Source organism: Nocardioides massiliensis, from assembly GCF_030811215.1.
In the GTDB taxonomy this organism is placed as follows: Bacteria; Actinomycetota; Actinomycetes; order Propionibacteriales; family Nocardioidaceae; genus Nocardioides_A; species Nocardioides_A massiliensis.
In genome coordinates this window covers 1,474,213-1,501,079 of sequence record NZ_JAUSQM010000001.1, presented here as the reverse complement: position 1 = coordinate 1,501,079, position 26,867 = coordinate 1,474,213, and the positions used below count along the sequence as shown (strand labels likewise).

25 protein-coding genes and 2 pseudogenes are annotated in these 26,867 nt (G+C 71.6%); 17 read left to right on the top strand and 10 right to left on the bottom strand.

Translation table 11 applies throughout. The features are described 5' to 3' along the window. Positions 1-78: 78 nt before the first annotated feature. The 7 genes from J2S59_RS07465 to J2S59_RS07435 are packed head-to-tail and all read left to right on the top strand — an operon-like array spanning position 79 to position 5,420. Entirely contained in the window at positions 79-1,104 is a 1,026-nt protein-coding gene (locus J2S59_RS07465; RefSeq protein ID WP_246360573.1) for a flagellar motor switch protein FliM, read from the top strand. After that, positions 1,101-1,883, top strand: a complete 783-nt coding sequence (gene fliN / locus J2S59_RS07460; RefSeq protein WP_068120343.1) for a flagellar motor switch protein FliN — start codon at positions 1,101-1,103, stop codon at positions 1,881-1,883. The genes J2S59_RS07465 and fliN overlap by 4 nt, the downstream gene beginning before the upstream one ends. Position 1,884: 1 nt before the next feature. Next, positions 1,885-2,367, top strand: a complete 483-nt coding sequence (locus tag J2S59_RS07455; protein WP_068120345.1) for a FliO/MopB family protein — start codon at positions 1,885-1,887, stop codon at positions 2,365-2,367. 10 nt (positions 2,368-2,377) lie between these two features. Next, positions 2,378-3,238 (top strand): flagellar type III secretion system pore protein FliP, encoded by an 861-nt coding sequence (gene fliP / locus J2S59_RS07450; RefSeq protein ID WP_306824971.1) that lies wholly within the window; start codon positions 2,378-2,380, stop codon positions 3,236-3,238. Next, on the top strand, positions 3,235-3,504 hold the full coding sequence (gene fliQ / locus J2S59_RS07445; RefSeq protein ID WP_068117452.1) for a flagellar biosynthesis protein FliQ: 270 nt from the start codon (positions 3,235-3,237) through the stop codon (positions 3,502-3,504). Before fliP ends, fliQ begins: the two co-directional genes overlap by 4 nt. Positions 3,505-3,509: 5 nt before the next feature. Then, positions 3,510-4,277 carry a flagellar biosynthetic protein FliR gene (locus J2S59_RS07440; protein WP_068117450.1) on the top strand — a complete coding sequence of 256 codons (768 nt, stop codon included), beginning with the start codon at positions 3,510-3,512 and terminating at the stop codon, positions 4,275-4,277. A 3-nt stretch (positions 4,278-4,280) separates the two neighbouring features. Next, complete coding sequence (locus J2S59_RS07435) at positions 4,281-5,420, top strand: EscU/YscU/HrcU family type III secretion system export apparatus switch protein (RefSeq protein ID WP_068117448.1); 1,140 nt, start codon at positions 4,281-4,283, stop codon at positions 5,418-5,420. Between the two features lie 63 nt (positions 5,421-5,483). Here the strand turns inward: J2S59_RS07435 and aroQ are convergent, their stop codons facing one another. Then, a complete protein-coding gene (gene aroQ / locus J2S59_RS07430; protein ID WP_068117445.1) occupies positions 5,484-5,927 on the bottom strand; it encodes a type II 3-dehydroquinate dehydratase in 444 nt (147 codons plus the stop codon). A gap of 216 nt (positions 5,928-6,143) precedes the next feature. Between aroQ and flhA the strand changes: the two genes are divergently transcribed. The 3 genes from flhA to J2S59_RS07415 are packed head-to-tail and all read left to right on the top strand — an operon-like array spanning position 6,144 to position 10,050. Beyond that, positions 6,144-8,210 carry a flagellar biosynthesis protein FlhA gene (gene flhA, locus J2S59_RS07425; RefSeq protein ID WP_068117442.1) on the top strand — a complete coding sequence of 689 codons (2,067 nt, stop codon included), beginning with the start codon at positions 6,144-6,146 and terminating at the stop codon, positions 8,208-8,210. Further along, positions 8,207-8,485, top strand: coding sequence for a hypothetical protein (locus J2S59_RS07420; protein WP_181641550.1), 279 nt, complete (start codon positions 8,207-8,209; stop codon positions 8,483-8,485). The genes flhA and J2S59_RS07420 overlap by 4 nt, the downstream gene beginning before the upstream one ends. Positions 8,486-8,541: 56 nt before the next feature. Beyond that, positions 8,542-10,050, top strand: a complete 1,509-nt coding sequence (locus tag J2S59_RS07415; RefSeq protein ID WP_068117435.1) for a fused MFS/spermidine synthase — start codon at positions 8,542-8,544, stop codon at positions 10,048-10,050. Here the strand turns inward: J2S59_RS07415 and ccsB are convergent. The 6 genes from ccsB to hemL are packed head-to-tail and all read right to left on the bottom strand — an operon-like array spanning position 10,047 to position 16,239. Further along, positions 10,047-11,072 carry a c-type cytochrome biogenesis protein CcsB gene (gene ccsB / locus J2S59_RS07410; RefSeq protein WP_068117432.1) on the bottom strand — a complete coding sequence of 342 codons (1,026 nt, stop codon included), beginning with the start codon at positions 11,070-11,072 and terminating at the stop codon, positions 10,047-10,049. The two genes, J2S59_RS07415 and ccsB, sit on opposite strands and share 4 nt — an antisense overlap. After that, positions 11,069-12,721, bottom strand: coding sequence for a cytochrome c biogenesis protein ResB (resB, locus tag J2S59_RS07405; protein ID WP_068117429.1), 1,653 nt, complete (start codon positions 12,719-12,721; stop codon positions 11,069-11,071). The genes ccsB and resB overlap by 4 nt, the downstream gene beginning before the upstream one ends. Before the next feature lie 15 nt (positions 12,722-12,736). After that, complete coding sequence (locus tag J2S59_RS07400) at positions 12,737-13,495, bottom strand: cytochrome c biogenesis CcdA family protein (RefSeq protein WP_068117427.1); 759 nt, start codon at positions 13,493-13,495, stop codon at positions 12,737-12,739. Then, entirely contained in the window at positions 13,488-14,099 is a 612-nt protein-coding gene (locus tag J2S59_RS07395) for a TlpA disulfide reductase family protein (protein ID WP_306824970.1), read from the bottom strand. Before J2S59_RS07395 ends, J2S59_RS07400 begins: the two co-directional genes overlap by 8 nt. After that, entirely contained in the window at positions 14,096-14,851 is a 756-nt protein-coding gene (locus J2S59_RS07390; RefSeq protein ID WP_181641858.1) for a histidine phosphatase family protein, read from the bottom strand. Before J2S59_RS07390 ends, J2S59_RS07395 begins: the two co-directional genes overlap by 4 nt. Then, positions 14,848-16,239 (bottom strand): glutamate-1-semialdehyde 2,1-aminomutase, encoded by a 1,392-nt coding sequence (gene hemL / locus J2S59_RS07385; protein WP_068120229.1) that lies wholly within the window; start codon positions 16,237-16,239, stop codon positions 14,848-14,850. Before hemL ends, J2S59_RS07390 begins: the two co-directional genes overlap by 4 nt. Positions 16,240-16,514: 275 nt before the next feature. On the opposite strand from hemL, the gene J2S59_RS07380 reads away from it, so the two are divergent. Further along, complete coding sequence (locus J2S59_RS07380; protein ID WP_068120230.1) at positions 16,515-17,828, top strand: lytic transglycosylase domain-containing protein; 1,314 nt, start codon at positions 16,515-16,517, stop codon at positions 17,826-17,828. 121 nt (positions 17,829-17,949) lie between these two features. On the opposite strand, the pseudogene J2S59_RS07375 reads toward J2S59_RS07380, so the two are convergent. After that, positions 17,950-19,093: pseudogene (locus J2S59_RS07375) on the bottom strand (ISL3 family transposase); the annotation flags it as partial. Between the two features lie 152 nt (positions 19,094-19,245). On the opposite strand from J2S59_RS07375, the gene J2S59_RS07370 reads away from it, so the two are divergent. Then, entirely contained in the window at positions 19,246-20,562 is a 1,317-nt protein-coding gene (locus J2S59_RS07370; RefSeq protein WP_068120234.1) for an IS256 family transposase, read from the top strand. A gap of 55 nt (positions 20,563-20,617) precedes the next feature. Here J2S59_RS07370 and J2S59_RS07365 read toward each other — a convergent pair. Next, positions 20,618-20,818, bottom strand: a pseudogene (locus J2S59_RS07365) (ISL3 family transposase); the annotation flags it as partial. Positions 20,819-21,269: 451 nt separating this feature from the next. Then, the gene (locus J2S59_RS07360) at positions 21,270-23,039 is read right to left on the bottom strand and encodes an FAD-dependent oxidoreductase (protein WP_306824969.1); all 1,770 of its coding nucleotides are present in this window, start codon (positions 23,037-23,039) and stop codon (positions 21,270-21,272) included. A 56-nt stretch (positions 23,040-23,095) separates the two neighbouring features. Between J2S59_RS07360 and J2S59_RS07355 the strand changes: the two genes are divergently transcribed. From J2S59_RS07355 to J2S59_RS07335, 5 genes are read left to right on the top strand one after another with little or no spacing between them, the layout of a single operon-like run. Further along, positions 23,096-23,722 (top strand): TetR/AcrR family transcriptional regulator, encoded by a 627-nt coding sequence (locus J2S59_RS07355; protein ID WP_068119660.1) that lies wholly within the window; start codon positions 23,096-23,098, stop codon positions 23,720-23,722. Next, positions 23,722-25,140 (top strand): flavin-containing monooxygenase, encoded by a 1,419-nt coding sequence (locus tag J2S59_RS07350; RefSeq protein ID WP_068119657.1) that lies wholly within the window; start codon positions 23,722-23,724, stop codon positions 25,138-25,140. The genes J2S59_RS07355 and J2S59_RS07350 overlap by 1 nt, the downstream gene beginning before the upstream one ends. Continuing rightward, positions 25,131-25,787: an acetoacetate decarboxylase family protein gene (locus J2S59_RS07345; protein WP_306824968.1), complete on the top strand. Its 657-nt coding sequence runs from the start codon at positions 25,131-25,133 to the stop codon at positions 25,785-25,787. Before J2S59_RS07350 ends, J2S59_RS07345 begins: the two co-directional genes overlap by 10 nt. Positions 25,788-25,813: 26 nt before the next feature. After that, complete coding sequence (locus J2S59_RS07340) at positions 25,814-26,350, top strand: DinB family protein (protein WP_306824967.1); 537 nt, start codon at positions 25,814-25,816, stop codon at positions 26,348-26,350. Then, positions 26,347-26,862 carry a nuclear transport factor 2 family protein gene (locus J2S59_RS07335; RefSeq protein WP_068122296.1) on the top strand — a complete coding sequence of 172 codons (516 nt, stop codon included), beginning with the start codon at positions 26,347-26,349 and terminating at the stop codon, positions 26,860-26,862. Before J2S59_RS07340 ends, J2S59_RS07335 begins: the two co-directional genes overlap by 4 nt. Positions 26,863-26,867: the final 5 nt, after the last annotated feature.

The following is a 26,867-nucleotide window of genomic DNA, read 5'->3' as shown; positions in this document are numbered from 1 at the left end:
CGGCCGAACGTGTGGCTTAGCGGGCTGCGTGCGGGGCAAGCACTCAGGTGGTCCGGGCCCCGCGCCGATAGCCCAGGCGTGACCACCCCTGCCGTCGACCCGACCGCGGGGACGAGCGAGCCCACGGCCGGTGGCCTCGCCGCGGCCACCGGGTCCGTGCTCGCCAGCGCCGGCCGTCAGCGCCGTCGGCAGCCCCGCGTCGTCTCCGGCTACGACTTCCGCCGTCCGATCCAGCTCTCCCGCGAGCACTCCCGGATGCTGCAGCTCGGCTTCGAGGGGTTCGCTCGGCAGGCGACGACGGTCTTCACCTCGTCGCTGCGCAAGGTCTCCCAGATCTCGCTCGTGTCGATCGAGCAACGCTCCTACGGCGAGTACGTCGACGGGCTTCCCCCGACGACCTACATGACGTTGTTCTCCATCGACCCGATGCCGGGCCTGGGCGTGCTCGAGCTGTCGCTGCCGGCGACGATGGTGTGCGTCGACCACATGCTCGGAGGGCACGGCGCCGGCGACCAGCCCGTGCGCCCGCTCAGCGAGATCGAGGCCAGCGTCATCGGCGGCCTCGTGCAGCGCCTCCTCGGCGAGATGCGCTACGCCCTCGGCGGCACCGTCGAGCTCGAGCCCCGCGTCAAGGCGGTCGAGTACAGCCCGCAGTTCGCCCAGGTCGCCGGCGCGAGCGACGTCGTCGTCGTGCTCACCTTCGACCTGCGCATCACCGACCGGTCCTACCCGTTCACCGTCTGCCTGCCGTTCTCACCGCTGCTCCCCCAGCTGCAGGCGGCTGCGACGCCGGCGCCCGTCTCCGAGCGCGAGCGTGCCCAGCGCAAGCACGCCGGTGAGCAGCTGCACGCGGCCTTCGCGCACGTGCCGGTGGAGGTCACGGTGCAGTTCCGCCCCACCCGGTTGGAGCCCGGTGCGTTGAGCACCCTCGCCGTGGGGGACGTCCTCCGGCTCGACCACCCCGCCGCCGCCCCCCTCGAGGTCACCGTCGAGAAGCCCGACGGCCACGGCGTGCTGGCCCACGCCACCGCCGGCGTCCAGGGACGCAAGCTGGCCGCTCTCGTCGTCACTCTTCCGCCCCCGTCCCAGGAGACCCGCCGATGAGCCCGACCACCGCCGACCCGCAGCTCGCCCTCCCCGCCGCGCAGGCCGCGGCCGCCGTCCTGCCCTCGGCCGATCCGCTGAGCGCCGGGACGGCGCAGCCGGGCACCCCGCACGTCGTGGCCGGCTTCGCCGGGGCCGTGGCTGCCGCGCTCGACGGCGGCGCACGGGGACAGATCGCCGTCCTGGTCGGCCAGGAGCTGGTGAGCGCCCTGTCCGAGAGCCCTCTGGGGCAGCTCGACCTGGCCGCCGCGGTCCAGCCGGCCCTCGACGCAGCGGGGAGCGCGCTCGGGTGCCGGGTCGAGGCCGGTCGTCAGCTCGACCCGCACGCCGCGGTGGCGCTGCTGGGTGAGTCCTTCGTCGTGGTGCCGCTGGGCGGCGTCGCTGTCGCCGCCGCCCTGCTCGTCGCCGACGCCGCCTTCGCGCCCGCCCCGGGTCCGGTCTCGGCGGTGTTCACCCCGGACCCGACAGTCCTCCCGGCTGCCGTGCCGGGCCCTGCGGCGGCTACGGCGACGGCAGGCCCGGTCCGCGGCATCGAGCTGCTGCACGGGGTGGTCATGGACGTCACCGTCGAGCTCGGGCGCACCCGGATGAGCGTGCGCGACCTGCTCGCGCTCACACCGGGCACCGTCCTGGAGCTCGACCGCGCCGCGGGGAGCCCCGCGGACCTGCTCGTCAACGGTCGCTTGATCGCCCGCGGTGAGGTCGTCGTCGTCGACGAGGACTTCGGGCTGCGGGTCACCGAGATCGTCGACGCCGGCTCCGTGGCTGCGACGGCCTGACATGTGGGAGCTCGCTCTCCGTCTCGTCGTGTCGCTGGCGGCCGTGGTGGGCCTGCTGCTCGTCCTCGCCCGGATCACCCAACGACGCATGGGTGGCGGCCAGGACGACCTGGTCCGCATCCTGCACCGGCGCCCGCTCTCCCGGACCTCGGCCGTCGCCGTGGTGACGGTCGGTGAGCGGGTCCTGGTCCTCGGCACCACCGAGCAGCAGGTGAGCGTCCTGGCCGAGCTCGACCCCGACGAGATCGCCACGACCCTGCCGGCGGGCGTCGTGGGCGGCCCGGACGCACCCGTGGCCACGGGCCTGAGCGTCGTCGCCCCCGGCAAGCATCGGGCGGACGTCCCGATCGCCGTCCCCACCGTCCCCGCCGGGCGCGGCGGCGTACCCCCGCAGCCGGGAGGCCCGCTCGCGGGATCGTTGCTCTCGGTGCAGACCTGGCGTCAGGCCCTCACCGCTGCGACCCGGGCGCGCGACGCCTCATGACCACGATCGCATGACGACGACGGCTCTGTGGCGGCGTACGACGCCCGCCACGCCTGGCAGGCGTGCCCTGGTGGTCCTGGCGACCGCGGTGCTCGTCTCCCTCGCGGTGCTCGTGCTCGCGACGGTGCTGGCCGCGCCCGCGGCCGGCGCGCCGCTGGGTCCCGACGGCCCCGTCGGACCGGGTGGCCCCGAGGGAGGGGCCTCGGTCACCGTCGACCTCGATGGTCTCACCGGCGAACCCGGCACCCCGGTCATCGCGATCATCGGGCTCACGCTGCTCTCCCTGCTGCCGGCGATCCTGCTGACCTGCACGAGCTTCACCAAGATCCTCGTGGTGCTCGGCCTGACGCGCAACGCACTAGGGCTGCAGCAGACCCCGCCCAACCAGGTCCTGGCCGGGTTGGCGTTGTTCTTGAGCCTGTTCATCATGGCGCCGGTGCTGACGGCCATCAACGACGCGGGGTTGCAGCCCTACCTCGCCGGCGACCTGACGGCCAGCCAGGCGTTCGACGTCGGCATCGAACCGCTGCGCGACTTCATGCTCGACCAGACCGGGGACGACGAGCTCCGGCTGCTGACCAGCGTCGCCGACCGCGAGCTGCCCGCGACCCGCGCCGACGTACCGCTCACGACCCTCATCCCCGCGTTCGTGCTCAGCGAGCTCAAAGCCGCCTTCATCATCGGCTTCGTCATCTTCGTGCCGTTCCTGGTCATCGACATCGTCGTCAGCGGCGCGCTGATGGCACTCGGCATGATGATGATGCCGCCGGTCATGGTGTCGCTGCCCTTCAAGCTCTTGCTCTTCGTCCTCGTGGACGGATGGGCCCTGATCATCAGGGCGCTGGTGTCGAGCTACGGAGGAGGCGGATGACCGACACCCAGGTGATCGAGATGGCGATGCAGACGATGGTCGTCGCCCTCAAGCTGAGCGCGCCGATCCTCGTGACGTCGCTGGTCATCGGATTCACCATCTCGCTGTTCCAGTCGATGACGCAGATCCAGGAGTTCACCCTCGCGTTCGTGCCGAAGCTCCTCGGCGTGGGCATCGCGCTGCTGATCTGCGGCAACTGGATGCTGCACACCATGGTGGGATTCACCCGGGACCTCTTCGAGCGCGTGCCGAGCCTGCTGGGCTGAGCGCGATGACCCTGACCATCGCCGGCGAGCCGTTGATCGCCTACCTCCTCGCCTCCGTGCGGATCGCTGCCTGGATGCTCCTGGTGCCACCGTTCTCCTCGCGCGCGGTGCCGACGGCGGCGAAGGCCGTGCTGTCCTTGGGCCTGGCTCTGGCGACGGTGCCCCTGGCCGTGGGCACCACGGTCCCCCAGCAGACGGCACCGCTGATCCTCGCCGTCGTCACCCAGGTGCTGGTGGGCGCGGCGATGGGGTTCGTGACCTATCTGATCTTCGCCGCGGTCTCCGCCGCCGGCGCGATGATCGACGTGTTCGGCGGCTTCGCCCTCGCCCAGGGCTTCGACCCGCTGTCGATGAACCCCAACACCGTGTTCGGCAAGTTCCAGCAGCTGCTCGCCACCACCCTGCTCTTCGCCACCGGCGCCCACCTGTTGGTGATCGGCGGCCTGCTGAGCACCTTCGACCTGATGCCCGTCGGTGCGTCGGCGGACCTGAGCGGCCTTCCCGAGATCCTGGTGCGCGCCTTCGGCGTGTTCTTCACGACCGCGGTGCAGATCGCGCTGCCGCTGATCGCCGTGCTCTTCGTGGCCGACCTCGCCCTCGCGCTCCTGACGAAGGTCGCGCCGCAGCTCAACGCGCTCAACGTCATGTTCCCCGCCAAGATCGGGCTCACCCTGCTCATCATCGGCCTGGCGTTCCCCGCCCTGCCCGGCATCGTCGAGCGGCTGGCAGGGCTGGTCAACGAGGCCGTCGCCACCCTGGCCGGGGGCGGGTGAGCCATGGCGGCGAGCGAGGAGAAGACCGAGAAGCCCACCACCAAGAAGAAGAAGGAGTCCAAGAAGGAGGGGCAGGTCGCCCGCACGCCCGACCTGGGCGGCTGGTCGGCCCTGCTGCTCGCGGCGATCTTCCTGCCCTCGCTGGTGGGCCGTGAGATCGACGCGTTGCGCGGGCTCATGGCCCGCGCGCTGCTGCTCGTCGAGGAGCCCGACGTGGCCGAGGCGCTGCAGCTGCTCGACGACGGGCTGCTCCACACCCTCTTCGCGCTGGTCCTGCTGGGCTCCGGCGTCCTGGTCATCGGGGTCGCCGGCGCGTTGGCGCAGGGCGGTTTCTATCTCGCGACGAAGTCGATGAAGCCCAAGCTCTCCAAGCTCGACCCGATCAAGGGTGCCAAGCGGATCTTCGGCCTGCAGGCCCTGTGGGAGGGCGTGAAGGTGCTCATCCGCAGCGTCGTCGTGGCGGTCCTGGGATATGCGGCGGTGAGATCGATGCTCCCGCTCGTCGGCGGGTTCGTGCCGGTCCACTCCGTGCTCGACGCGATCGCTGCGGAGGCGACCCAGATGGTGCGCGTCGTCGCGGTCGCCGGCGTGGTGATGGCCGCGGCCGACTATGCGTTCAAGCGCCGACAGATCGGCAAGCAGACCCGGATGAGCAAGCACGAGGTCAAGCAGGAGCACAAGCAGACCGAGGGCGACCCACTGGTCAAGTCCGCCATCCGTGCCCGGCAGATGTCCACGGCCCGCCAGCGGATGATCGCCGACGTCCCCACCGCGGACGTCCTGCTCGTCAACCCCACCCACGTCGCGGTGGCGCTGCGCTACGACCCCGAGCACGGTGCGCCGCGGGTCGTCGCGAAGGGTGCCGGCGTCATCGCCGCGCGGATCCGCGAGATCGCGCAGGAGTCACGGGTCCCGCTGGTCGAGGACGTGCCGCTCACCCGCGCTCTGCACCGCTCGTGCGAGGTCGGCCAGGAGATCCCGGCGGAGCTCTTCGCCGCGGTCGCCCAGATCCTCGCCTTCGTCATCTCCCGCAAGACCCAGGGCCACGGGGGCGGGCGCCATCGCAGCCCCCGTGCCGAGACCGTGCTGCCGACCGTCCCCCCGGCCGGGCGCCGCCGGCGGCGTACCCCCACCCCCACCTGACGTCATACGCCTGTGCACCTATAGGACCTATCGCCACGCGGGCGCATGACGTCCCGGGAGGTGTCAGGCGGGCAGTGCGGCGACCAGCTCGCGTACGGCGCGGGCGTACCCCGCCACCCCTTCACCCACGACCACGACGGTCGCGAGGTCGCTGAGGTAGGAGAAGTGCCGGAACTCCTCACGCGCGTGCACGTCGGACACGTGGACCTCGGCGAACGGCAGTGCCACCCCCGCCAGGGCATCGCGCAGCACCACCGACGTGTGGGTCAGCCCCCCGGGGTTGATCACGATCGCGGCGCAGTCGTGGCGCGCGTCGTGGATCGCGTCGATCAGGACGCCTTCGTGGTTGCTCTGCACCGCACGCACCTCGTGACCGGACTCGGCCGCGGTCGCGCTCACCAGCGCGACGACGTCATCGAGGGTCTGGTGCCCGTAGACGTCGGGCTCCCGCGTGCCCAGGAGGTTCAGGTTCGGGCCGTTGACCAGCAGCAGACGTCGCGCGCTCACCCCCGCACCGTACGGCGCGTGCCCCGTCGGTGCACGCGATCCCCCGACCCGTCCCGGACCCGCAGCGCCCACCGACCGGTCAGCGTCCACGGGACCAAGGTCCCGAGCGGGGCGCGAGGGCTCAGGGGTGCGGGCCGCGCGCCGATCAAGCCGGCGTCGCCAGGACGGCGCTGACGCTCCACCACGGACGGTGCGAGGGAAGGGCTCGACCCCAAAATGCCGTGGAAGCGACTCAGTCAGCTGGCCATCCCGGTGGGCATCGTCGGCGTCGTCGTCATGCTCGTCGTGCCGATGCCGGCCGCGATGCTCGACGTCCTGCTCGCGCTCAACATCACCGTCTCGTTGTTGATCCTGATGGCGGCGATGTTCGTGCACCGACCGCTCGACTTCGCCGCCTTCCCCGCGATCATCTTGGTGATGACGTTGTTCCGCCTCGCGCTCAACGTCAGCACCACCCGCCTCGTGCTCACCGACGCCTACGCCGGCAAGGTCGTGGAGACCTTCGGCAACTTCGTGATCGGCGGGTCGCTGATCGTCGGTCTCATCGTCTTCGCGATCTTGCTCGTCATCCAGTTCGTCGTCATCACCAACGGCGCCGGACGTGTCGCGGAGGTCGGTGCGCGGTTCACCCTCGACGCGATGCCTGGCAAGCAGATGGCGATCGACGCGGACCTCAACTCCGGACTGATCGACGAGGAGGAGGCGCGGCGGCGGCGCGGCGAGGTGCACGCCGAGGCCGACTTCTACGGTGCGATGGACGGCGCCTCGAAATTCGTGAAGGGCGACGCCATCGCCGCGGTCGTGATCACGCTGGTCAACCTGCTGGGTGGATTCGCCGTCGGCGTCGCCCAGATGGGCATGCCGATGGGTGAAGCCGTGCAGACCTACAGCCTGCTGTCGGTCGGCGACGGGCTGGTGTCCCAGATCCCGGCGCTGCTGCTGTCGGTCGCGACCGGTCTGGTGGTCACGCGCAACACGTCCGACCACGACATGGGCTCCGACATCATCGCCCAGATCACGCGCACCCGGACCCCGGTGCGGATCGCCGGGTTCGCCTCGCTCGCGCTCTGCCTCATCCCTGGCCTGCCCAAGCTGCCCTTCCTGCTCGCCGGCGGTTCGATGCTGCTGCTCTCGGCCCGGCTGGAGGACCCGACCGAGGCCGACGCCGGCGCCGAGGGCTCGGCGCCGACCGAGGTCGGACCCTCCCCTGACTCACCCGAGGTCATCGCCGCCGAGATCCAGGTCGACCCGCTCGGTCTGGAGCTCTCCGCGGATCTCATCGATCTCGTCGACCCCAGCACCGGTGGTGACCTGCTCGACCGGGTGAAGGCCCTGCGTCGCAAGGTCGCCGGCGACATCGGGATCGTCGTCCCGCCCGTGCGCACGCGCGACAACCTCGAGCTGCCGCTGCGCACCTATGCGATCAAGCTGTTCGGCATCGAGGTCGCGCGCGGCGAGGCCCCGCCCGGCACGGTCCTGGCGATCGGCGAGTTCCTCGGGTCGCTACCCGGCGAGCCGACCACCGAGCCGGTCTTCGGGCTCGAGGCGAAGTGGATCCCGGCCGAGCTGCGCAGCCAGGCCGAGCTCAGCGGCGCCACGGTCGTGGACCGCGCGTCGGTCGTGACCACCCACCTGGCCGAGGTCGTCCGGACCCACGCCGCGCGACTCCTGGGCCGCGAGGACGTGCGCCTGCTGACCGACGTCGTCAAGCGCACCCACCCCGCCGTCGTCGACGAGCTCACGCCGGCCCAGCTGAGTCTCGGCGAGGTCCAGCAGGTGCTGCAGTGCCTCCTCGACGAGGCGGTCTCGGTCCGCGACCTCGTGCGCATCTTCGAGGCCCTGTCGCTCAAGGCGCGCGAGACCAAGGACCTCGACGCCCTGGTCGCCCACGCCCGGATCGCTCTGGGGCCGGCGATCGTCGCGCCGTACGTCACTGACGGTGCGGTCACCGTGATCAGCTTCGACCCGCGCCTGGAGCAGCGCATGCTCGAGGCTATGCGACCCAGCGACGACGGCGCGGTGATCGCGCTGGACATCGAGACCGGGCAGGCGGTGCTGACCCAGCTCGCCCAGCTGCTGCACGAGTGCGAGAACCGCAACGTCAGTCCGGTGCTGGTCTGCGCGCCGCAGGTGCGTGCCGGCGTACGCCGGATGGTCCAGCCGGCCCTCGGCCGACTCCCGGTGCTGGCCTACAACGAGCTCACGGGCACGGCACAGGTGCGCTCCGCCGGTGTCGTCACCGGCCAGCCGACCGTCGTCGGCAGCGCGGCGGTAGGCGCATGAGGTCGCCAGGCCCCGGTGCCGTCCTGGCCGCCGGGACCGTGGTCTCCTCCCCGGCCCTGTGGCGGGCGTTCGACGGCGCCCTACCCGTCGATGTCGCACTGACCCGCTACCTGCTGGCGATGGCCGTCTGCTGGGGCGCGCTGGCCCTGGTCCGCACGTTCGCGTGGCCCGATGTGCGCGGCGAGCGGACGCCCGGCCGGGCAAACAGCGCAGAGAACCCCGCTGATCGGCCCGATCCGGGGGCGTTCGCCCGGCCGAGCGGCCGGACCCGCTAGGCCGGCGCCATGCCGGCGCGCCACCACGTCGGTAGGCCGGACCGTACGGTGGACCGGTGCCCGCGCGATCGCTTCCCCGCCCCGTCGCCGTCGGACTCGTCTTCGGCTGCTCCGCCGCCGTCCTGGTCGTCGAGCTGGTCGCGCTGCGACTGGTCGCGCCGTACTGGGGTCTGACCCTCGAGACCAACACCATCGTCATCGGCCTGGCCCTGCTGGCGATCGCCGCCGGCTCCTGGGGCGGTGGCCGGCTCGCCGACCTGCGCCCTCCCGCCGGGCTCCTCGCTCCGGCGATCGGGGTCTCCGGCGTGGTCGTTGCAGCCACGCCGTTCCTGATCCGTGGCGCCGGCGCCACGGGCGACGCCGCGCTCTTCGCCCTCGCCGTGGGCGTCACGCTCGTCGTCCCCGGCGCTCTGCTCTCGGCCGTCACCCCTGTCGTCACCAAGCTGCACCTGGGTGACCTCGACGAGGCCGGGAGCGTGGTGGGCAGGCTCTCCGGGGTCAGCACCCTGGGCGGCATCACCGGCACGGTGCTGACCGGGTTCGTGCTCGTCACCGCCCTGCCCGTCACCGCGATCCTGGTCGGGCTCGGGCTGGCTCTGGTGTCCACCGCCCTGACCCTCGCCGTACGCCGCACCGGCGGCACGGCCACCGCCCCCGCGGTCGTCGCCGGAGTCGCCACCGCAGCGCTGCTGGCCTCCGGTCTCAGCGTCCTCGGGCCGGGCGACTGCGATCTGGAGACCCGCTACCACTGCGTCGAGCTGCGGGCCGAGACCCCGCGCGACGGAACGGACCGACCGGCTGCGCGGACGCTGGTGATGGACGGCCTGCGGCACTCCTACGTGGACCCCGACGACCCGGCCTACCTCGACTTCGCCTACGTGCGTGCCCTCGCCGCCGTCGTCGACGCCGCGCACCCGGGGACAGGCCCCTTGCGCGCCCACCACCTCGGTGGCGCCGGCCTGACCTACCCGCGGCTGCTCGCCCGCACCCGGCCCGGCACCACCGGCACCGCCTCGGAGATCGACGCCGGCCTCGTCCGCGCCGACGGCGGGATCCTCGACGCCTCGGACATCCCCGGCCTCACCGTCCGCGTCGAGGACGGCCGGCGTGGACTGACTCGACTCCCCGACGACGGCCTCGACCTCGTCGTCGGCGACGCGTTCGGCGGCGTCAGCGTGCCGTGGCACCTGACCACCCGCGAGGCCCTGAGCGACGTACGCCGTGTGCTGCATGCCGAGGGCAGCTACGTCGCCAACCTCATCGACCACGGACCGCTCGACCTCGCCCGCGCCCAGGCCGCGACGATGGCCGAGGTCTTCGACCACGTGCTGGTGCTGCTCGTCGACGCCTCCTCGACCGAGGAGTTCACCGGCGGCAACGTCATCCTCGCCGGCACGCGTAGGCCGGTCCCGGCCGGAGCCCTGGAAGCGGCGCTGGACACCAGGGACGTCGAGGTGACCACCCTGCGCGGAGCCGACCTCGCGGCCTGGGTCGGGGACGCCCTGGTGCTGCGCGACGACCACGCGCCGGTCGACCAGCTGCTCACGCCGTACCCGGTGTCCTAGCGGATGGCTATGAGCACCTCGAGGGCGTAGGAGTGCTGGCTGGCGTCGCCGAAGAAGTAGTTGATGCCGACGAAGTTGAACCACAGCGTCACGAGCCCGACCAGGCACAGGATCGCGGCGTGCCGGCCCTTCCAGCCGCGGGTGGCGCGGGCGTGGAGGTAGGCGGCGAAGACGACCCACGTGATGAAGGACCAGACCTCCTTGGGGTCCCAGCCCCAGTAGCGACCCCAGGCGTTCTCCGCCCAGATCGGTCCGGCGATCAGGACGCCGAAGGTCCAGACCGGGAACGCGAACGCGGTGACGCGGTAGGCCACGCGGTCGAGCGCCGGAAGTGACGGGATCCGGTCGAGGTAGCCACGGGGACGGACCTTGCCCTTGCGGGCGCGGCTCTCCTTGATCAGGTAGATGATCGAGGCCATGCCGGCGACGGTGAACGCGCCCGTGGCGAGGATCGCGGCGAAGACGTGGATGATCAGCCACGGTGACTGCAGCGACGGCATCAGCGGTGCGACCGGCACGTAGAGGATGCGCACCGCGGCCAGCAGCACGACCCAGGTGAAGCCGACCATGACCGGGCCGAGCCAGGCAAGCTGGAACCTCTTGTGCAGCGCGAGGTAGATGACGACCGCGACGAGCGTGGCGGTGATCGTGAACTCATACATGTTGCCCCAGGGCACGCGCACCGGGTCGGCACCGAGCCCGCGGGTGACCACGCCGACGAGGTGGACGACGGCGGCGAACACCGTGAGCACGACCCCGAGGCGCGCCCAGAACGCGACCTTGGCCTCGCTGTCGGCCGGGTCCGCGGGCTCGTCCGCCCCGGGCCCACCTGTGCGCACGAGCACGTCGCCCTCGGCGGCTCCCGTCGTACCCCCGGTTGCAGCGCCGACCGGCGCCTCGGCCGGGACGACCGCGCGCAACCGCGACCACTCGACCAGGTGCGCCAGCAGCGCGATGAAGTAGATGATCCCGGCGACCGTGATCGCCTGGTTGCTCAACGACGCGAAGTCGGTGCTGCTCACTGCTTCTCCTCGGTGGGGGTCCCGGCGAGCTGACGCGCCAGGTCGTCGACGGTGTCGGCGAGCTGCCCAGGATCGTCACTGCTCCCGGAGCGGTCCAGGCCGGCCACCTCGACCAGGGTACGGCGGCCCTGCTCGCCGTCGGTCCCGTGGCCACCCGTGGCCTGCCCGTCCGCGTCGTCGCCGGTGACCTGGCGCACGCGCACCCACACGCGGCGCGGCCGGATGAACAGCGACAGCATGAGGCCGAGCAGCGCCAGGACGACGCCCGCGAGTGCGACGAACGTGCCGGGGGTGTGCGCGGTCTGGACCTTGATCCAGCGGCTCAGCCCGGTGAACTCCACCGTGCCCAGGCCGTCGGGCAGGTCGGCGACCTGGCCGGGTGAGAGGTCGAGCCGGGTGGGCTTGCCGTCGTCACCGGTGACCTGCTCGAGGTCGTCCTTGCGCAGCGTGTAGACCGACTGCGAGCCCTCCGCCAGCCCGAGGTCGCCAGTGTAGACGAGCATCGAGATCAGCGGGTTCGCCGCGTCCGGGTAGACCGTCATCGGGTCGCCGTCGACCATCGCGAACGTCGGGTAGAAGAAGCCCTCCAGACCGATCTGCTCCGGCTCGGCGAAGGGCACCTTGACGACGCCGAAGGAGCGGAAGCTGGCGTCCTCGGGCAAGAACACCGTCGGTCCGGAGTAGGCGATCTCGCCCTCGCCGTCACGCACCGTGATGTGGGGCGCGTAGCCGTGCCCGACGAGGTAGACGTCGCCGCCGTCGAGGCGCAGCGGGTGGTTGACCTCCAGGTCGTAGTCGGTCGGCTCGTCGCCGGGTTCGTTGCGGTAGGTCACGTGGGCGGTGAAGTCGCGCGGCAGGCCGCGCTGCTCGCCCTCGAGGATGAAGTCGACGTCGAAGTCGTTGACGGTGAAGGAGTACGGCGCGAGCTCCTCGGGGTCGAAGAAGGCGCCGGGCACGAAGTCGTCGTACTGCGTCAGCACGTTGGAGAACCCGTTGCCGGTCACGATGATCGCGCCGCCCTTGTAGCCGAACAGCGAGCCGGCCGCGACCCCGACCAGCACGACCAGCACCGCCAGGTGGAAGACCAGGTTGCCGGCCTCGCGCAGGTAGCCGCGCTCGGCCGCGACGTAGTCGCCCGCGACGTGCTCGACCCGGTAGCCCTGGTCCTTCAGCGCCGCGGCGGCACGGTCGAGGACGTCGTCGGGAGACGCTCCGGTGACGGGGTACGACGCCGACACCGGCATCCGCGACAGGTTGCGCGGCGCCCGCGGCGGCCGGGCCCGCAGCGCCCGCCAGTAGACCTTCGTGCGCGGCAGGATGCAGCCGACGAGCGAGATCATCAGCAGCAGGTAGATCGCGCTGAACCACGGTGAGCTGTAGACGTTGAAGAGCCCGAGCGCGTCGAAGATCGGGGCGAGTTGCGGGTGATCGTCGCGGTACTGCAGCGCCTTGAACGAGTCGACGTCGTCTTGTGGGATCAGGCTGCCCGGGACCGCGGCGACTGCGAGCAGCAGGAGCAGCAGCAGCGCGGTGCGCATCGAGGTGAGCTGACGCCACGCCCAGCGCCCGAGCTCGCGCGGCCCCAGCCCGGGCGGTGGGGTCGCCGGGGCGTCCGGGTCGTAGGCGCGCGCCGGCGCTTCGCTGCTCATGTGTCGCGCTGCTCCTTAGATGACGACCGAGAACCCGGAGTACCAGGTCTGCAACTCATAGACCCACCGGTCCCACAGACCGCTGACCAGCAGCAGTCCGACGACCACCAACATCGCACCTCCGGCGCGCGTGACCCACACCTGGTGGCGCCGCACCCACCGCACCGCACCCAGCATCCGCCGGAACGCGAGTGCGGCGACGATGAACGGCAGGCCCAGCCCCACGGCGTACACCAGGCTCAGGATGGCGCCGCGCATCGCGCTGGCCTCGCTCATCGCCAGGGCGTTGACGGCCGCGAGCGTCGGGCCGATGCAGGGGGTCCAGCCGAGGCCGAACAGCACGCCGAGCATGGGCGCGGCTGCCACCCCGACGGCGGGCACGCGGTGGATGCGGACGTCGCGCTGGAGGAAGGGCACGAGACCGGCGAAGGCCAGCCCGACCAGGATCGTGATGCCGCCGAGGACGATAGAGATCTGGCGGCGGTACTCGAACAGCCACGCCCCGAACGCGCCCGAGATCGCGCCGAAGGCGACGAAGACCGACGCGAACCCGAGGACGAACAGCACGCTGCCGGCGAGCATCCGTCGGCGCCGTTGACCGTCGTACGCCGCCTCGAGGTCGGCGCCACTGAGGCCGGTCGTGTAGGAGAGGTAGCCCGGCAGCAGGGGTACGACGCACGGGCTGAAGAAGGAGACCAGACCGGCGAGCAGGGCCACGGGCAGGGCCAGCAGCAGCGAGCCGGAGAAGACGGTCTCGGAGAACGCCTCACCCATCGCTCAGGACGTCCTCCACGAGACCGACCAGGGTCGAGGCGGTCACCTCGCCGAGCACCCGGGCGGCGATGCGCCCCTCGCGGTCGACGATCAGGGTACTGGGGATCGAGCTCGGCGGGATGGTGCTGCGGAAGGCGAGGAGGACCTCGCCGGCGGGGTCGTAGAGGGAGGGGTACGGGATGTCGTGCTTGCGCTCGAAGGCCAGCGCCGGGTCGCGGGACAGGTCGCGGGTGTTGATGCCGAGGAACGCGACGTCGGGGCCCTGCAGCTCCTCGGCGGCCTCGACGAGGTGGGGGGCCTCGCGGATGCACGGTCCGCACCACGAGCCCCAGATGTTGAGCACGACGACCTGTCCGGCGTAGTCCTCCAGCGACACCGCCTCGCCCTCGAGGGTCTCGCCCTCCACGACGCGACCCGGCTTCTCGCGCTCGTCGACCGCTGCCCGGCTCACAGCGCCGTTGGCCGAGACAAATCCTTGCTCGCCGCCGGACTGCAGCTCGGCGTCACCGGTGCAGCCGGCGAGGAGCAGAGCCGCGAGCAGCGCGCCGGCCCACGTGCCGGTCGAGCGCCCCCGGTTGTTGGTCGAGCGGAGTCGAGACCTCATGGTCGCGAGCTGTCGTCCGGCGGGGTGTCGGTGGGGACGTCGTCGGGGGCGTTCGCCGCCCGCTCGGCCTCCTCGACCGCCTTCTCGACCTCGGCGGGGTCGTCGGCACCGGCGGAGAACGCAGCGCCGCGGGCGGCAGCCGGGATCAGGTCGCCGGCGGGCTCGGAGTAGGTGACCCGCACGACCCGGTCGTCCTCGAAGTGCAGCGACGTGAGGCTGCACAGGGTGCACTGGCGCTTGCGCGGGTCGTGGAAGAACGGACGCTCCTCGACGTGCAGCCGGGTGGTCCAGATCGGCAGCTGGTGGGAGACCAGCACGGCCTCGTGCCCCTCGGCGACGGCGCGGGCGTCGTGGACGGCCGCCATCATCCGCGCGGCGATCTCCTTGTAGGGCTCGCCCCACGACGGCCGGAACGGGTTCCACATGTGTCGCCACACCGAGGGCCGCAGCAGCAGGCCCGCGCTGACGGAGAACGGCCGGCCGGCGAAGACGTTCTCGGACTCGATGATCCGCTCGTCGATGCTCACCTCGAGGTTGCGGGCAGCCGCGAGCGGCGCCGCGGTCTGCTGGGCGCGCTCGAGCGGGGACGACACCAGGTGGGTGATGTCGCGCTCGCCGATGACGTCGGCGACCCGCTGGGCCATCGTGTTGCCGAGCGTGGAGAGCCGGTACCCCGACGCGCGGCCATAGAGGATGCCCTCGGGGTTGTGGACCTCGCCGTGGCGCAGCAGGTGGACGATCGTCTGACTCATGCGGACTCCCCGGCGGAGGTGGGCGTGGTGGCTGCCGCCGCGGCGCGGGCCGCGGCGGGGAGGGCGGCCAGGACATGCTCGACGGCCCGCTCGTCGTGGGCGGCCGAGACGAACCACGCCTCGAAGGCGCTCGGCGGGAGGTAGACCCCCTGGTCGAGCATGGCGTGGAAGAACGCGCGGAAGCGGTGCTGGGCTTGCGCCTGCGCCCCGGCGAAGTCGACGACCTCGGTGACGCCCTCGTCGGTGAAGAACAGGCTGAACATCGTGCCGTTGCGCTGCACGAGGTGGGGTACGCCGGCGGCCGCGAGCGCCTCGGACGCGGCGTCCGCGAGCGTCGTCGCCGTACGGTCGAGGTGGCTGTAGACGTCGTCGGTCGCGAGCCGCAGGGTGGTGAGCCCGGCGGCGCAGGCGACGGGGTTCCCCGACAGCGTGCCGGCCTGATAGACGGGCCCGTCGGGCGAGAGCAGCGCCATCACATCGGCGCGCCCGCCGAACGCCGCGGCGGGGAAGCCGCCGCCCATCACCTTGCCGAAGGTCATCAGGTCGGGCACCCAGCCCTCCTGCGCCCCGTCGAGACCCCACTGGCCCTGGCGCGAGGCCCGGAAGCCGGTCATGACCTCGTCGCTGACGAACAGCGCGCCGTGGGCCCGCGCGGTGGCGGAGAGGAAGGCGTTGAAGCCCTGCCCGTCGACGTACGCCGGCGGCACGACGCCCATGTTGCCGGGGGCGGCCTCGGTGATCACGCACGCGATGCGGTCGCCGTGCTCGGCGAACGCGGCCTCGACGGCGGCGCGGTCGTTGTAGGGCAGGACGAGGGTGGCGGCGGCGACGGCCTCGGGCACGCCCGGACTGCCGGGGACGGCGTGGGTGGCGACGCCGGAGCCGGCCGCGGCCAGCAGCGCATCGACGTGACCGTGATAGCAGCCGGCGAACTTCACCACCAGGTCCCGCCCGGTGAACCCGCGCGCGAGCCGGATCGCCGACATCGTGGCCTCGGTGCCCGAGGAGACCAGCCGCACGCGCTCGGCCGGCGTACGCCCCACGATCTCCTCGACCAGCTCGACCTCCGCGCGCGTGGGGGTGCCGTACGACGTCCCCCGGCTCACGGCGGCTTGGACGGCGGCGGTGACCTCCGGGTGGGAGTGGCCCAGGAGCATGGGTCCCCACGAGCAGACGAGGTCGACGTAGGCGTTGCCGTCGGCGTCGTGCAGCCACGCGCCCTCGGCACGCTCGATGAACCGCGGCGTGCCGCCGACCGCCGAGAACGCCCGCACCGGCGAGTTGACGCCGCCGGGCGTGACCGCGCGGGCGCGCTCGAACAACGCGGCGGAGGCCTCGACGCGGGAGCCGGAGTCCGGGGCGGTGGGGTCAGCTGGAGTAGGGCACATCGCGATCCATCATCCCTGACGGGCCCAGCCCGGCCACTGCGGCCCGGCACCGCGCACCATGTGCGGTGTCCCTGGTCACAGGGGGCGCGCTGCCCTACGCTGGCACTCGGCGAACACCGGTGCACTGACGTGTGCTGCCGACTCGGGCGCTCGGCGCTTCTGCGCAGGTTTGCGCAGACGTAACCGATGAGCAAGGTGTTCGTTGTCTCAGTTGTCCGTCCAGGCACCCGCCGGAGGGTGGACGGACAAACCACACGGGAGAAGACGAAGAGACTATGGCGCACAAGCGGATGAAGCCCTGGCAGAAGGCGACGGCACTCGTGCCGCTGGCGCTGCTCTCAGGTGCATGGACCACCAGCATCGCAGCCACCAGCGCCGCGACCGCCGACGAGCAGGGCGACCAGCCCACCGCCAGCTCGCTGCCGGACGGTTCGCTGCTCCCCGCCGAGGTGGTCGAGGACCCCGCGTCGGTGTCGCTGCCGGCCGCGGTCACCGCCGACATCCCCTCCACCGTCGCCTCGCAGGCGATGGTGCGCGACGCGTCCCCCAACGGCATCCCATCGGCCGCGCTCGCCGCCTACCAGCGCGCCGCGCAGGTCATCAACTCCGCCGACACCGCCTGCAACCTCTCCTGGGAGCTGCTGGCCGCGATCGGCCGCGTCGAGTCCGACCACGGTCGCTACGGCGGCAACATCCTCGACGACGACGGCAACAGCCGCCCCGGCATCTACGGCATCCCGCTCGACGGCACCAACAACACCGCCAAGATCCCGGACACCGACGCCGGTCAGTACGACAACGACCCGGTCTGGGACCGCGCGGTCGGTCCGATGCAGTTCATCCCCTCCACCTGGGCGATCGTCGGTGTCGACGCCAACGGCGACGGCAAGCGCGACCCGCAGAACATCCACGACGCGGCCCTCGCCAGCGCCGTCTACCTGTGCTCCGGCGCCGAGGACCTCGCCACGACCGCGGGTCAGCGCACGGCGGTCTTCCGCTACAACCACTCCAACGCGTACGTCGACCTGGTGCTCTCGCTCATGCGGGCCTACCAGAGCGGCGACTACTCCGCGGTGCCCAACGGCACGGTCAGTGCGCGGATGCTGACGCCCAACACCGGCGACGCGGTCGTCTCCGACGGCACCAAGGGCCGCAAGACGACCCGCAAGCAGACCGGCACCGGCTCCGGCCCGGGCGCCCCCGGCCGCGACACCGGCACCACCCCCGGCGGACCGGGCAACAACCCCGGCGCCCCCGACGCCGACAACGGCGGCGACGACGCGGGCGAGACCCCCGGCAGCCCGACCAAGCCCGGCATGCCGAAGGCACCGGACCCGGTCAAGGTCATCGAGGACACCGTCGACAACGTCACCGAGACGGTCGAGGAGACCCTGAGCCCGCTGGAGCAGGCGATCGCGACCTGCCAGGCGACCTTCACCTCCCAGGAGCTGCAGCTGCTCGGCGGCCTCACCTCCTGTGCCCAGCAGGTCCTCGACGGTGGCCTCGGCGCCGTGCAGAACCTCGTCAACGGCCTCCTCGGCACCGTCGGCGACCTCGTCGGTGGCCTGCTCGGCGGCAAGAAGGGCTGAGCCCCCGCACCTCCCGCACAGAGGGCCCGGCACCGCACTCGCGGTGCCGGGCCCTTCGTCGTACTCCCCAGGGAGGCAGTTTCACCGCCCGAGCCACGACACGCCCGCTCGTCGAACAAAACTACCGCCCCGGACGGCTCTCCTGCTGGATGTGTGGGTGCTCAGCGGCCGGGTAGGGCTGGTCGGTGTCCGCCGAGGCTGAGCATGGCGATCGCGATGAGTGCTTGAGGGGATTTGAATCCGAACGCGATGCGGGTCAGGAGTCGGATCTTGGTGTTGACCGACTCGGTGCGGCCGTTGGACAGGCCGTTGGCGATCGAGGCCAGGATCTGGGCGCGGCGAGCGGCGATGGAGCGTGAGAGCTTCACGAACTGTGGGATCCGGCATCTGCGTGCCCAGCTGACCCAACGGTCGATGGCTTCGGCGGCTTGGTCGTGGGGCATCTTGAAGATCACCCGGAGTGCTTCTTTGAGCCGGTAGGCCCGGTGCAGCTTGGGGTCGGTGATCGCGACCCATTCCAGCTTCGCGCGCTGCTTGTCGTTGAGGTTCTCGGGGTTCTTCCACAACGCCACCCGGACGCCCTGCAGTGCCTTGGCGCGCTCGCTGGCCGGTCGCGGGGGCGCGTCCTTGCGAGGCCGTCCCGGGCCGCGGCGCACCTCGGTGGACCGTGCGATCCGGCGCGCCTCACGCCATGCCTGGGCACGGACATCGCTCAACGCGTCGTTAGCCCACATCACCACGTGGAAGGGGTCGATGCCCTGGATCGCGTCGGGACAGTTCTTGGTGACCGCTTTCGCGATCCAAGCAGCTGCATCGGCTGAGACGTGAGTGATCTGGGCGCAACGCTCGGGGCCGAGCTGATCGAAGAATCGCTGCAGGGTCGCTGTGTTCTGACCGGCCGCAGCCCACACCAATCGACCGGAGTCGTGGTCGATGACCACCGTCAAATACAGCTGTCCGCGCTTGTAGGAAATCTCATCGATGCCGATGCGGCGCAAACCGTCGAAGGGGTCGAAGGTTGCTTCGACCTCTGTCCAGACCCGGGCGATGATCGCGCCCACGGTGCGCCACGCGATCCGCATCAGCTGTGTTACCGCGCTCTTGGAGCTTTGCGTGGCCAACCACGCGACCTGTTGATCGAAGGCGTGAGTGTGTCCAGCGCCGTGCCGCGCCCAGGGCACGTGCGCGACCACGACGCCGTGCTCGCGGCATCGCACCCGCGGTGCTTCGGCCTCGATGAACGCGATCACCGTGCCGAGATCCAGTGGGGGGTGTCAGATGGTCTGTGTAAGCGGTCGGTCCTGAGAAAGGGACGAAGATGACCGCTGTGACCACTGAGAGCGACGAGGCAGCCGTGAACAAGACCGCCAGCGAGCAGCCCAGCCGGACAGCTGCTCGGCGTGCTACACGAGCCGAGATGCCAGGCTCCAAGGCGGCCGCTGAACTGGCCGCTTCGGGTGCGCTGGATCCGCTGTTCGCCCAGATCGACGCCGGCGAGATCGAGCTGACCGGCGACGGTGGATTCATCCCCGCGCTGATCAAGACGGCCCTCGAGCGCGGGCTGGCCACCGAGCTGAGCGATCACCTGGGATACGACAAAGGCGCGGCGGACGCGGCGGCCTTCCCGAACTCCCGCAACGGCACCACGCCGAAGACGGTCGCCACCCAGGTCGGCGACGTCGATCTCGCGGTCCCGCGCGACCGTGCCGGGTCGTTCACCCCGCGGCTGGTGCCCAAGGGCAGCCGCCGCCTCGGTGGGCTGGACGAGATGATCATCAGCCTCTACGCCGGCGGAATGACGGTGCGCGACATCGCCCATCACCTCGAGTCCACGCTGGGCACCGAGCTGTCGCACGAGACGATCTCCAACATCACCGACGAGGTCGCCGACGCCGTCATGGAGTGGCAGGCCCGGCCGCTGGATGCGCTCTATCCGGTGATCTACCTCGACGCGATCGTCGTGAAGGTCCGCGACGGCGCGCACGTGGTCAACAAGGCCGCCCACATCGCCGTCGGTGTCGACTTCGACGGCGTCAAGCACGTCCTGGGCATCTGGCTCCAGCAGACGGAGGGCGCGAAGTTCTGGGCCGGGGTCTGCGCCGATCTCGCCAACCGCGGCATCCGCGACGTGCTCATCGTCTGCTGCGACGGCCTCACCGGCCTGCCGGAGGCGATCGAGGCGACCTGGACGCAGGCGACGGTCCAGACGTGCGTGGTGCACCTGATCCGAGCCGCGATGCGGTTCGTCGGCTACGGCGACCGCAAGTCGGTCGCGAAGGCACTCAAGCCGATCTACACCGCGGCGAACGCCGAGGCCGCTCGGATCGAGCTGGACGCGTTCGCGGACTCGAACTGGGGCAAGAAGTATCCCCACGCGGTCGCGACCTGGGAGGCCGCCTGGGAGCGGTTCACGCCGTTCCTCGCCTTCCCGCCCGAGCTGCGCCGCGTCATCTACACCACCAACAGCATCGAGAGTCTGAACTACCAGCTGCGCAAGGTCACCAAGAACCGCGGGCACTTCCCCAACGACGAGGCGGTCGTGAAGCTGCTCTGGTTGGCGATCTGCAACATCGAGGACAAGAGAGCCCGCCAGCGCGACAAGGACCGGGGCAAGCCCGCCGGCGAGCGCAAGGCCGCTGGTCGCCTCGTCGAGGGCCAGGTCGTCACGAACTGGAAGCAAGCTCTGGCCCAGCTGGCGATCGCCTACCCCGACCGGATCAACCCCTACCTGTGACCATCAATCGAAAGTAAAGAGATCCGGTCGCTTACACAGAAAAGTTGACACGCTCATCCAGTGCGCGCCACCGGCGACGCCCCCGGCCCCTGTCATAGCCCTGGGCAGGGCGTTCGCAGCGCCCGCAACGACCCCTGGCTCGCGCCACCGGACGCACCGTGACCACGATCTCCGCCCGGTCCTGGCCGAACTCGACGTCCTCGATCACCGTGTTCTCGACGCCCAAAACTGCACGCCATAGGCTGTTCGCGCGCACGCCGTTCTCCTCGCCTGGTTCCTGTTCCTTGACAGCTCAGAAACCTAGACAGGGAACGGCGTGCGCTCATTCGGAACCGACCAACCCACCCACACATCGGTCAGGAGAGCCCCCCGGACGCCCAGTTTTGGTCGACGAGCGGTGCGGATGGGGCCGGAGGTACGACGATCCGGGTCACCGCGTGCGACGGGCCCTCCCTCACGCCTCACGCCGTACGCCGCCCCGCACACCTGCGCCGCAGGTTCCGCTGCGCGACTCCGCCGGCGGGTGGGTGCCGGTCGCTGCGGTGTCCCGCCGCCCGCAGTCCAGGCCGCCCGCGGCTCGCGGCCCGCCCCGGGCCGGCCGCCCCGCCGTACGCGCAGATCACCAGCCCAGGCGTCACTCCAGCACCACTCGTCGAACGAAACCGGGCGCCGGACGCGTCAGTTTCGTTCGACCGGCGGGCGTGTCGTTAGTCGGGCGGTGAAACTGACGCGACCTTCGGCATCCCCAGCTCGACGGGGCGCAGGGCGCCGGGGGCGTCGGCGGGGACCATGGGGTGGCGGGGGGCGACGGGCTCGAGGCGGGCGTACGGCGCACCCAGCGGCGGGCGGGGGTCGGCCTCGCCCTTGTTGGGCCACAGCGCGGTGGCGCGCTCGGCTTGGGCGGTGATCGTCAGCGACGGGTTGACGCCGAGGTTGGCCGAGATGGTGGAGCCGTCGGTGATGTGCAGGTTCTCGTAGCCGAACGCACGGTGATACGGATCGACGACGCCGTCCTGCGCGGAGGTGCCGATGACGCACCCGCCGATGAAGTGCGCCGTGAGCGGCATCCCGACCAGCCCGCCGACGGATCCGCCGGCGACCCCACCGAGCCGCTGGGCGAGCTGGCGGGTGAACTGGTGCGCGATCGGCAGCCAGGTCGGGTTGGGCTCCCCCACGCCGGGGCGGCTCGTCATCCGCTTGAAGACGCCCTTGCGGAAGGTCGTCACGGAGTTGTCCAGCGACTGCATGACCAACACGATGATGCTCTGCTCGGCCCAGCGTCGCGGGGTGTGCAGCGCCCACGCGCGGCGCAGCCCCTCGCGCCGATAGGTGCGCAGCACCGAGCGCCACATCGGCACCCCGTCCTCGGGGTCGACCAGCAGTGCGTTGAGCAGCGCCAGCGCGCTCGATCCCCGGCCGTAGCGGACCGCCTCGATGTGGGTGTTCTCGTCCGGGTGCACCGACGACGTGATCGCAACGCCGGGCGTCAGGTCGGCGCTGCCCTCCAGCGTCCGCGCGCTCAGCACGGCCTCGGAGTTGGTGCGGCTCAGCTCACCCACACGCGGCGAGAGTCCCGGCAAGGTGGTCGCGCGCAGCTTGTGCAGCAGCTTCTGGGTGTTGAGCGCGTTGCCGGCGAAGACCACGTGCTGAGCGGTGAAGGTACGCCGGCGCACCCGGTTGCCCGTGCGGTGGGTGGCCACGGCGTACCCCGCCCGTCCGCTCCCGTCGCCCAGCGGCGCCACGCTGTCGACCGTCTGCATCGCCAGCACCCGCGCCCCCGCCTGCTCGGCGAGGTGCAGGTAGTTCTTCATCAAGGTGTTCTTGGCGTTGTGGCGGCAGCCGGTCATGCAGGCACCGCAGTCGATGCAGGCGCGGCGCTCCGGACCGACACCGCCGAAGAACGGGTCGGCCACCTCCTCGCCGGGCTGCTCACCGAACAGCACGCCGACATCGGCAGGGTGGGCAGGCTCCTCGATCCCGAGGTCGCGCGCGACCTTCGCGAGCAGGTCGTCGGCCTCGGTGTGCCCGGGGTACGTCGTGACGCCCAGCATCCGCTTGGCCTGGTCGTAGTGCGGCGCGAGCTCCTCGCGCCAGTCGGTGATGTCGGCCCACTGCGGGTCGCGGTAGAAGCCGTCGAGCGGCTCGTAGAGCGTGTTGGCATAGACCAGCGATCCGCCGCCGACACCGGCACCGCTGGCGATCAGCACCTCGCCCAGCGGGGTGATGCGCAAGATGCCGAAGCAGCGCGCCGCGGGCGCCCAGATGTAGCGGCGCAGGCTCCACGAGGTCTTCGGGAAGTCCTCGTCCTCGAACCGCCGACCGGCCTCCACGACCAGCACGCGATAGCCCTTCTCCGCCAGCCGCAGCGCCGTGACGCTGCCGCCGAAGCCGGAGCCGACGACCAGGACGTCGGCGTCGAAGGTCGCGCTCTCGGTACGCCGGGCGCCGGTGCGGGGGGAGGGGAGTCTCAGAGCCACGTCGGCAGCGTACGCCGTTGTTGACAGGTTGCCAATAACCCCGTCACCATCGGTCCGTGACCACTTCGGCCCGCCGGCTCTCCCCCGACGCCCGGCGCCAACAGATCCTCGATGCCGCCCGCGCGTTGTACGCCGACCGCTCCTACCACCAGGTGTCGACCAGCGAGGTCGCCCGCGCCGCGAAGGTCACCCGCGGACTGGTCCACCACTACTTCGGCACCAAGCGCGAGCTGTTCCTCGAGGCCATGCGCTCCACTGTCGTGATGCCGGCCGGCGAGCTCCCCACCGACCTCGACACGATGACCCTGGCTGCCCGCGCGCGCTGGACGATGGACTGGATCCTCGACGGCGCAGCGACCTACGGCCAGGGCTGGGTCAACGTCGCCGGAGCGGTCAGCACCGAGGCCGGCTCCGACCTGCAGGCGCTCGTCGACGAGGCCGACGACAACGCCGCACGCCTCGTGCTCGACGCCCTGGCGCTGCCCGACGAGCCGCAGCTTCGTACCCGCCTGCGCACCGTCGCGCCCCTGGTGAAGGCGGCCTGCCGCGAATGGCTGCAGCACCACACGCTCACGCGCGACGACGTGCTCGACCTGACCACCGCGACCGTCCTCGCCGTACTCGAGACCGCCGGCTTCACCGGCGACACCTCCCCCTCCACCCCCCTGCCTGAGGAGAACTGATGCGCGTCGGAATCATCGGCACCGGGTTCGGCGGCATCGGCATCGCCGCCGAGCTGCTGCGCCACGGGTACGCCGACCTGCGGTTGTGGGAGCGCGCCGACGACCTCGGCGGGGTGTGGCGCGACAACCACTACCCCGGCGCCGGCTGTGACGTCCCGTCGCCGTTGTACTCCTACTCGTGGGCGCCGACCACCCGCTGGCACCGTCGCTACGCCCTGCAGGACCAGATCCACGACTACCTGCGTGACGTCGCCGACCGCTTCGGCGTCAGCCCGCTGATCCGCTACGGCCGCAGCGTCGTCAGCGCCACCTGGGACGACGAGGGCGCCACCTGGACGGTCGGGTTCGCCGACGGCAGCACGGAGGAGGTCGAGGTGCTGATCAGCGCGGTCGGCCAGCTCTCGGAGCCGCACATCCCAGCCGTGCCCGGCGTCGACGACTTCGCCGGCACGTCCTTCCACTCTGCGCGGTGGGACCACGACGCCGACCTCGACGGCAAGCGGGTCGCGGTCGTCGGCATCGGCGCCAGCGCGATCCAGTTCGTCCCGCATCTCGTCGAGCGCGCCGCGGAGGTCACGCTCTTCCAGCGCTCGGCCAACTACATCCTGCCCAAGCCCGACGGGCCGCTGCCGGACTGGTACGCCCCCGGTGTCGCGGTCGAGCGACGGCTCTTCCGCTCCCTCGGTGAGGGGTTCTCGCGCGGCATGCACGACGGATCGAAGGTCGGCGAGGTGCAGCGCCGCGTCGCGCTCGCCCACCTGCGCCGCCAGGTGCCGGACCCCGAGCTGCGCGCCAAGCTCACGCCCGACACCCCGATCGGCTGCAAGCGGATCCTGTTCTCCAACAACTTCTACCCGGCCGTCTCCCAGCCCCACGTCGAGCTGGTGACGGACGCGGTGCAGGAGGTCACCGCGGGCGGCGTACGCGCGGGCGGAGTCGAGCACGAGGCCGACGTGCTGATCTGGGGCACCGGGTTCGCGACGCAGGCCTTCGACCACGGCATCGAGGTCACCGGCCGCGACGGGCATACGCTGGCCAAGCAGTGGGGCGACGGCGCGCGCGCCCACCTCGGCGTACACGTGCCGGGGTTCCCCAGCCTGTTCCTGCTCTACGGCCCCAACACCAACCTCGGCGGCTCCTCCATCGTCGTGATGCTCGAGGCGCAGTCGCGCCACATCCGCAGCGTGCTCGACCACGCGCGACGCGCCGGCAAGCACCAGGTCGAGGTCACGACCGCCGCCGAGCTGCAGTGGGACACCGAGATCCAGCAGCGGCTGGCCACGACGAGCTGGGCCCACTGCGACAACTGGTACCGCCACCCGGTCTCCGGCCGCATCACGTCCAACTGGCCCGGCAGCACGCGGGAGTACGACGCGCGCCTCGACGCTCTCGACCCGACGGAGTTCGCATGGACGTGAGCCGGCCGGACGCGACGGGCGCCGCCTACCCGCCCGAGCCCTGGGACCTGCACGGCCGCTCGGTCCTGTCGGTGTTCCTCGTCCCCGCGGCGGAGGCCCCGCCCGCGCCGGTCGGCGTACGACCACTGCGGCTGTTCGGGCGGGTGGTCGTCGCGGCCGCGTGGGTCGCCTATACCGAGCCGAGCCCGCTGACGTACGGCGAGCTGATGACGACCGTACTGGTGCGCGAGGGATGGCGGCCGCGCGCGCACATCACCCACATCTGGGTCGACAGCCCCGCCTCGATGGCGGGCGGGCGCGAGCTCTGGGCGATCCCCAAGGACCTGGCCGACTTCACCCTCGACGACGCTGCCGCCGCCGCCTCGGCGTACGCCATGAGCATCGACGGCACCGAGGTCGCGCGCACCCGGTTGGGTCGCGTGCGCGCGCTGCCGCTGCCTGCGCGGCTGGCGTTCCGGCTCGCACAGGACGGCGCCGTGCATCGGCGCCCCGGACTCACGGTCAGCCCCGTGCGCCTGCGCACCCCGCTCGGCCTCGCCCGGGCGACCTGGCACGTCGCGCCCGCCGGACCGATCGGCTTCCTCACCGGCCGCCGCCCCCTGCTGACCCTGGTCGCCCGCCGCTTCCGGATGCGCTTCGGCTCCTGACCACCCGCGGGTGGGAGGATCGCTCCATGAGCACGCCTGCCCCGATCCCGCCCGACGACAAGGACTGGACGTGGGTGCTCGAGCGCCCGTGTCCCGACTGCGGGTACGACGCAGCCCGGGTCGGCGTCGCCTCGATCCCCGCCACGATCGCGGGCAACACCGCGCTCTGGCTGGACCTGCTCGACGAGCTCGGCGAGGCCAGCCGGACGCGTCCAGCGCCCGAGGTGTGGTCGCCGTTGGAATACGCCTGCCACGTGCGCGACGTCCACCGCGTGATGGGCGCGCGGGTGTGGTTGATGCTCCAGCACTCCGACCCGGAGTTCGGCAACTGGGACCAGGACGCGACCGCGATCGAGGAGGCCTACCACCTCGCCGATCCAGCCGTCGTACGCCGCGAGCTGACGCAGGAGTCCGAGGCCGTCTGCGCGACCTACGAGCAGATCCCCGAGTCCGCCTGGACCCGCACCGGCCGCCGTGACAACGGCAGCGTCTTCACCGTCGCCAGCCTCGCGCGCTACCACCTCCACGACGTCGTTCACCACGCGTGGGACGTGGGCCGATGAGCGCCGGATCGACGGTCGAGGCCGACCGCCGCGCCATCCACGACACCGTCCTGCACTACTGCCGCGCGGTCGACCGGCTCGACTACGAGGGCATCCGCGCGGTGTACGCCGACGACGGGGTCGACCACCACACGGGGTTCAGCGGTCCGGCCGACGACTACGTGGCGTGGCTGCGCGGTCTGCTGCCGCGCCTCGACGGCACGATGCACCTCATCGGCAACCACCTCGCCGAGGTCGACGGCGACCAGGCCGTGGCGGAGACCTACGGCACCGCCGTCCACTGGGGCACCCCCGGCGACGACGCGAGCCTCAACTTCACGAGCGGGTTCCGCTACGTCGATCACTTCGTCCGCACCGACGCGGGCTGGCGCATCCGGGAGCGCTTCGCCGTCCGCGAGTGGACCCGCAGCGATGCCGGCCGGATGGTCCCGCCCCGCGCGGAGGGACCGCGCGGTCGGCGTGACGACCAGGACCCGCTGGCGATCCTGCGGCGTACCGTGCTCGGCGCCTGACCCGC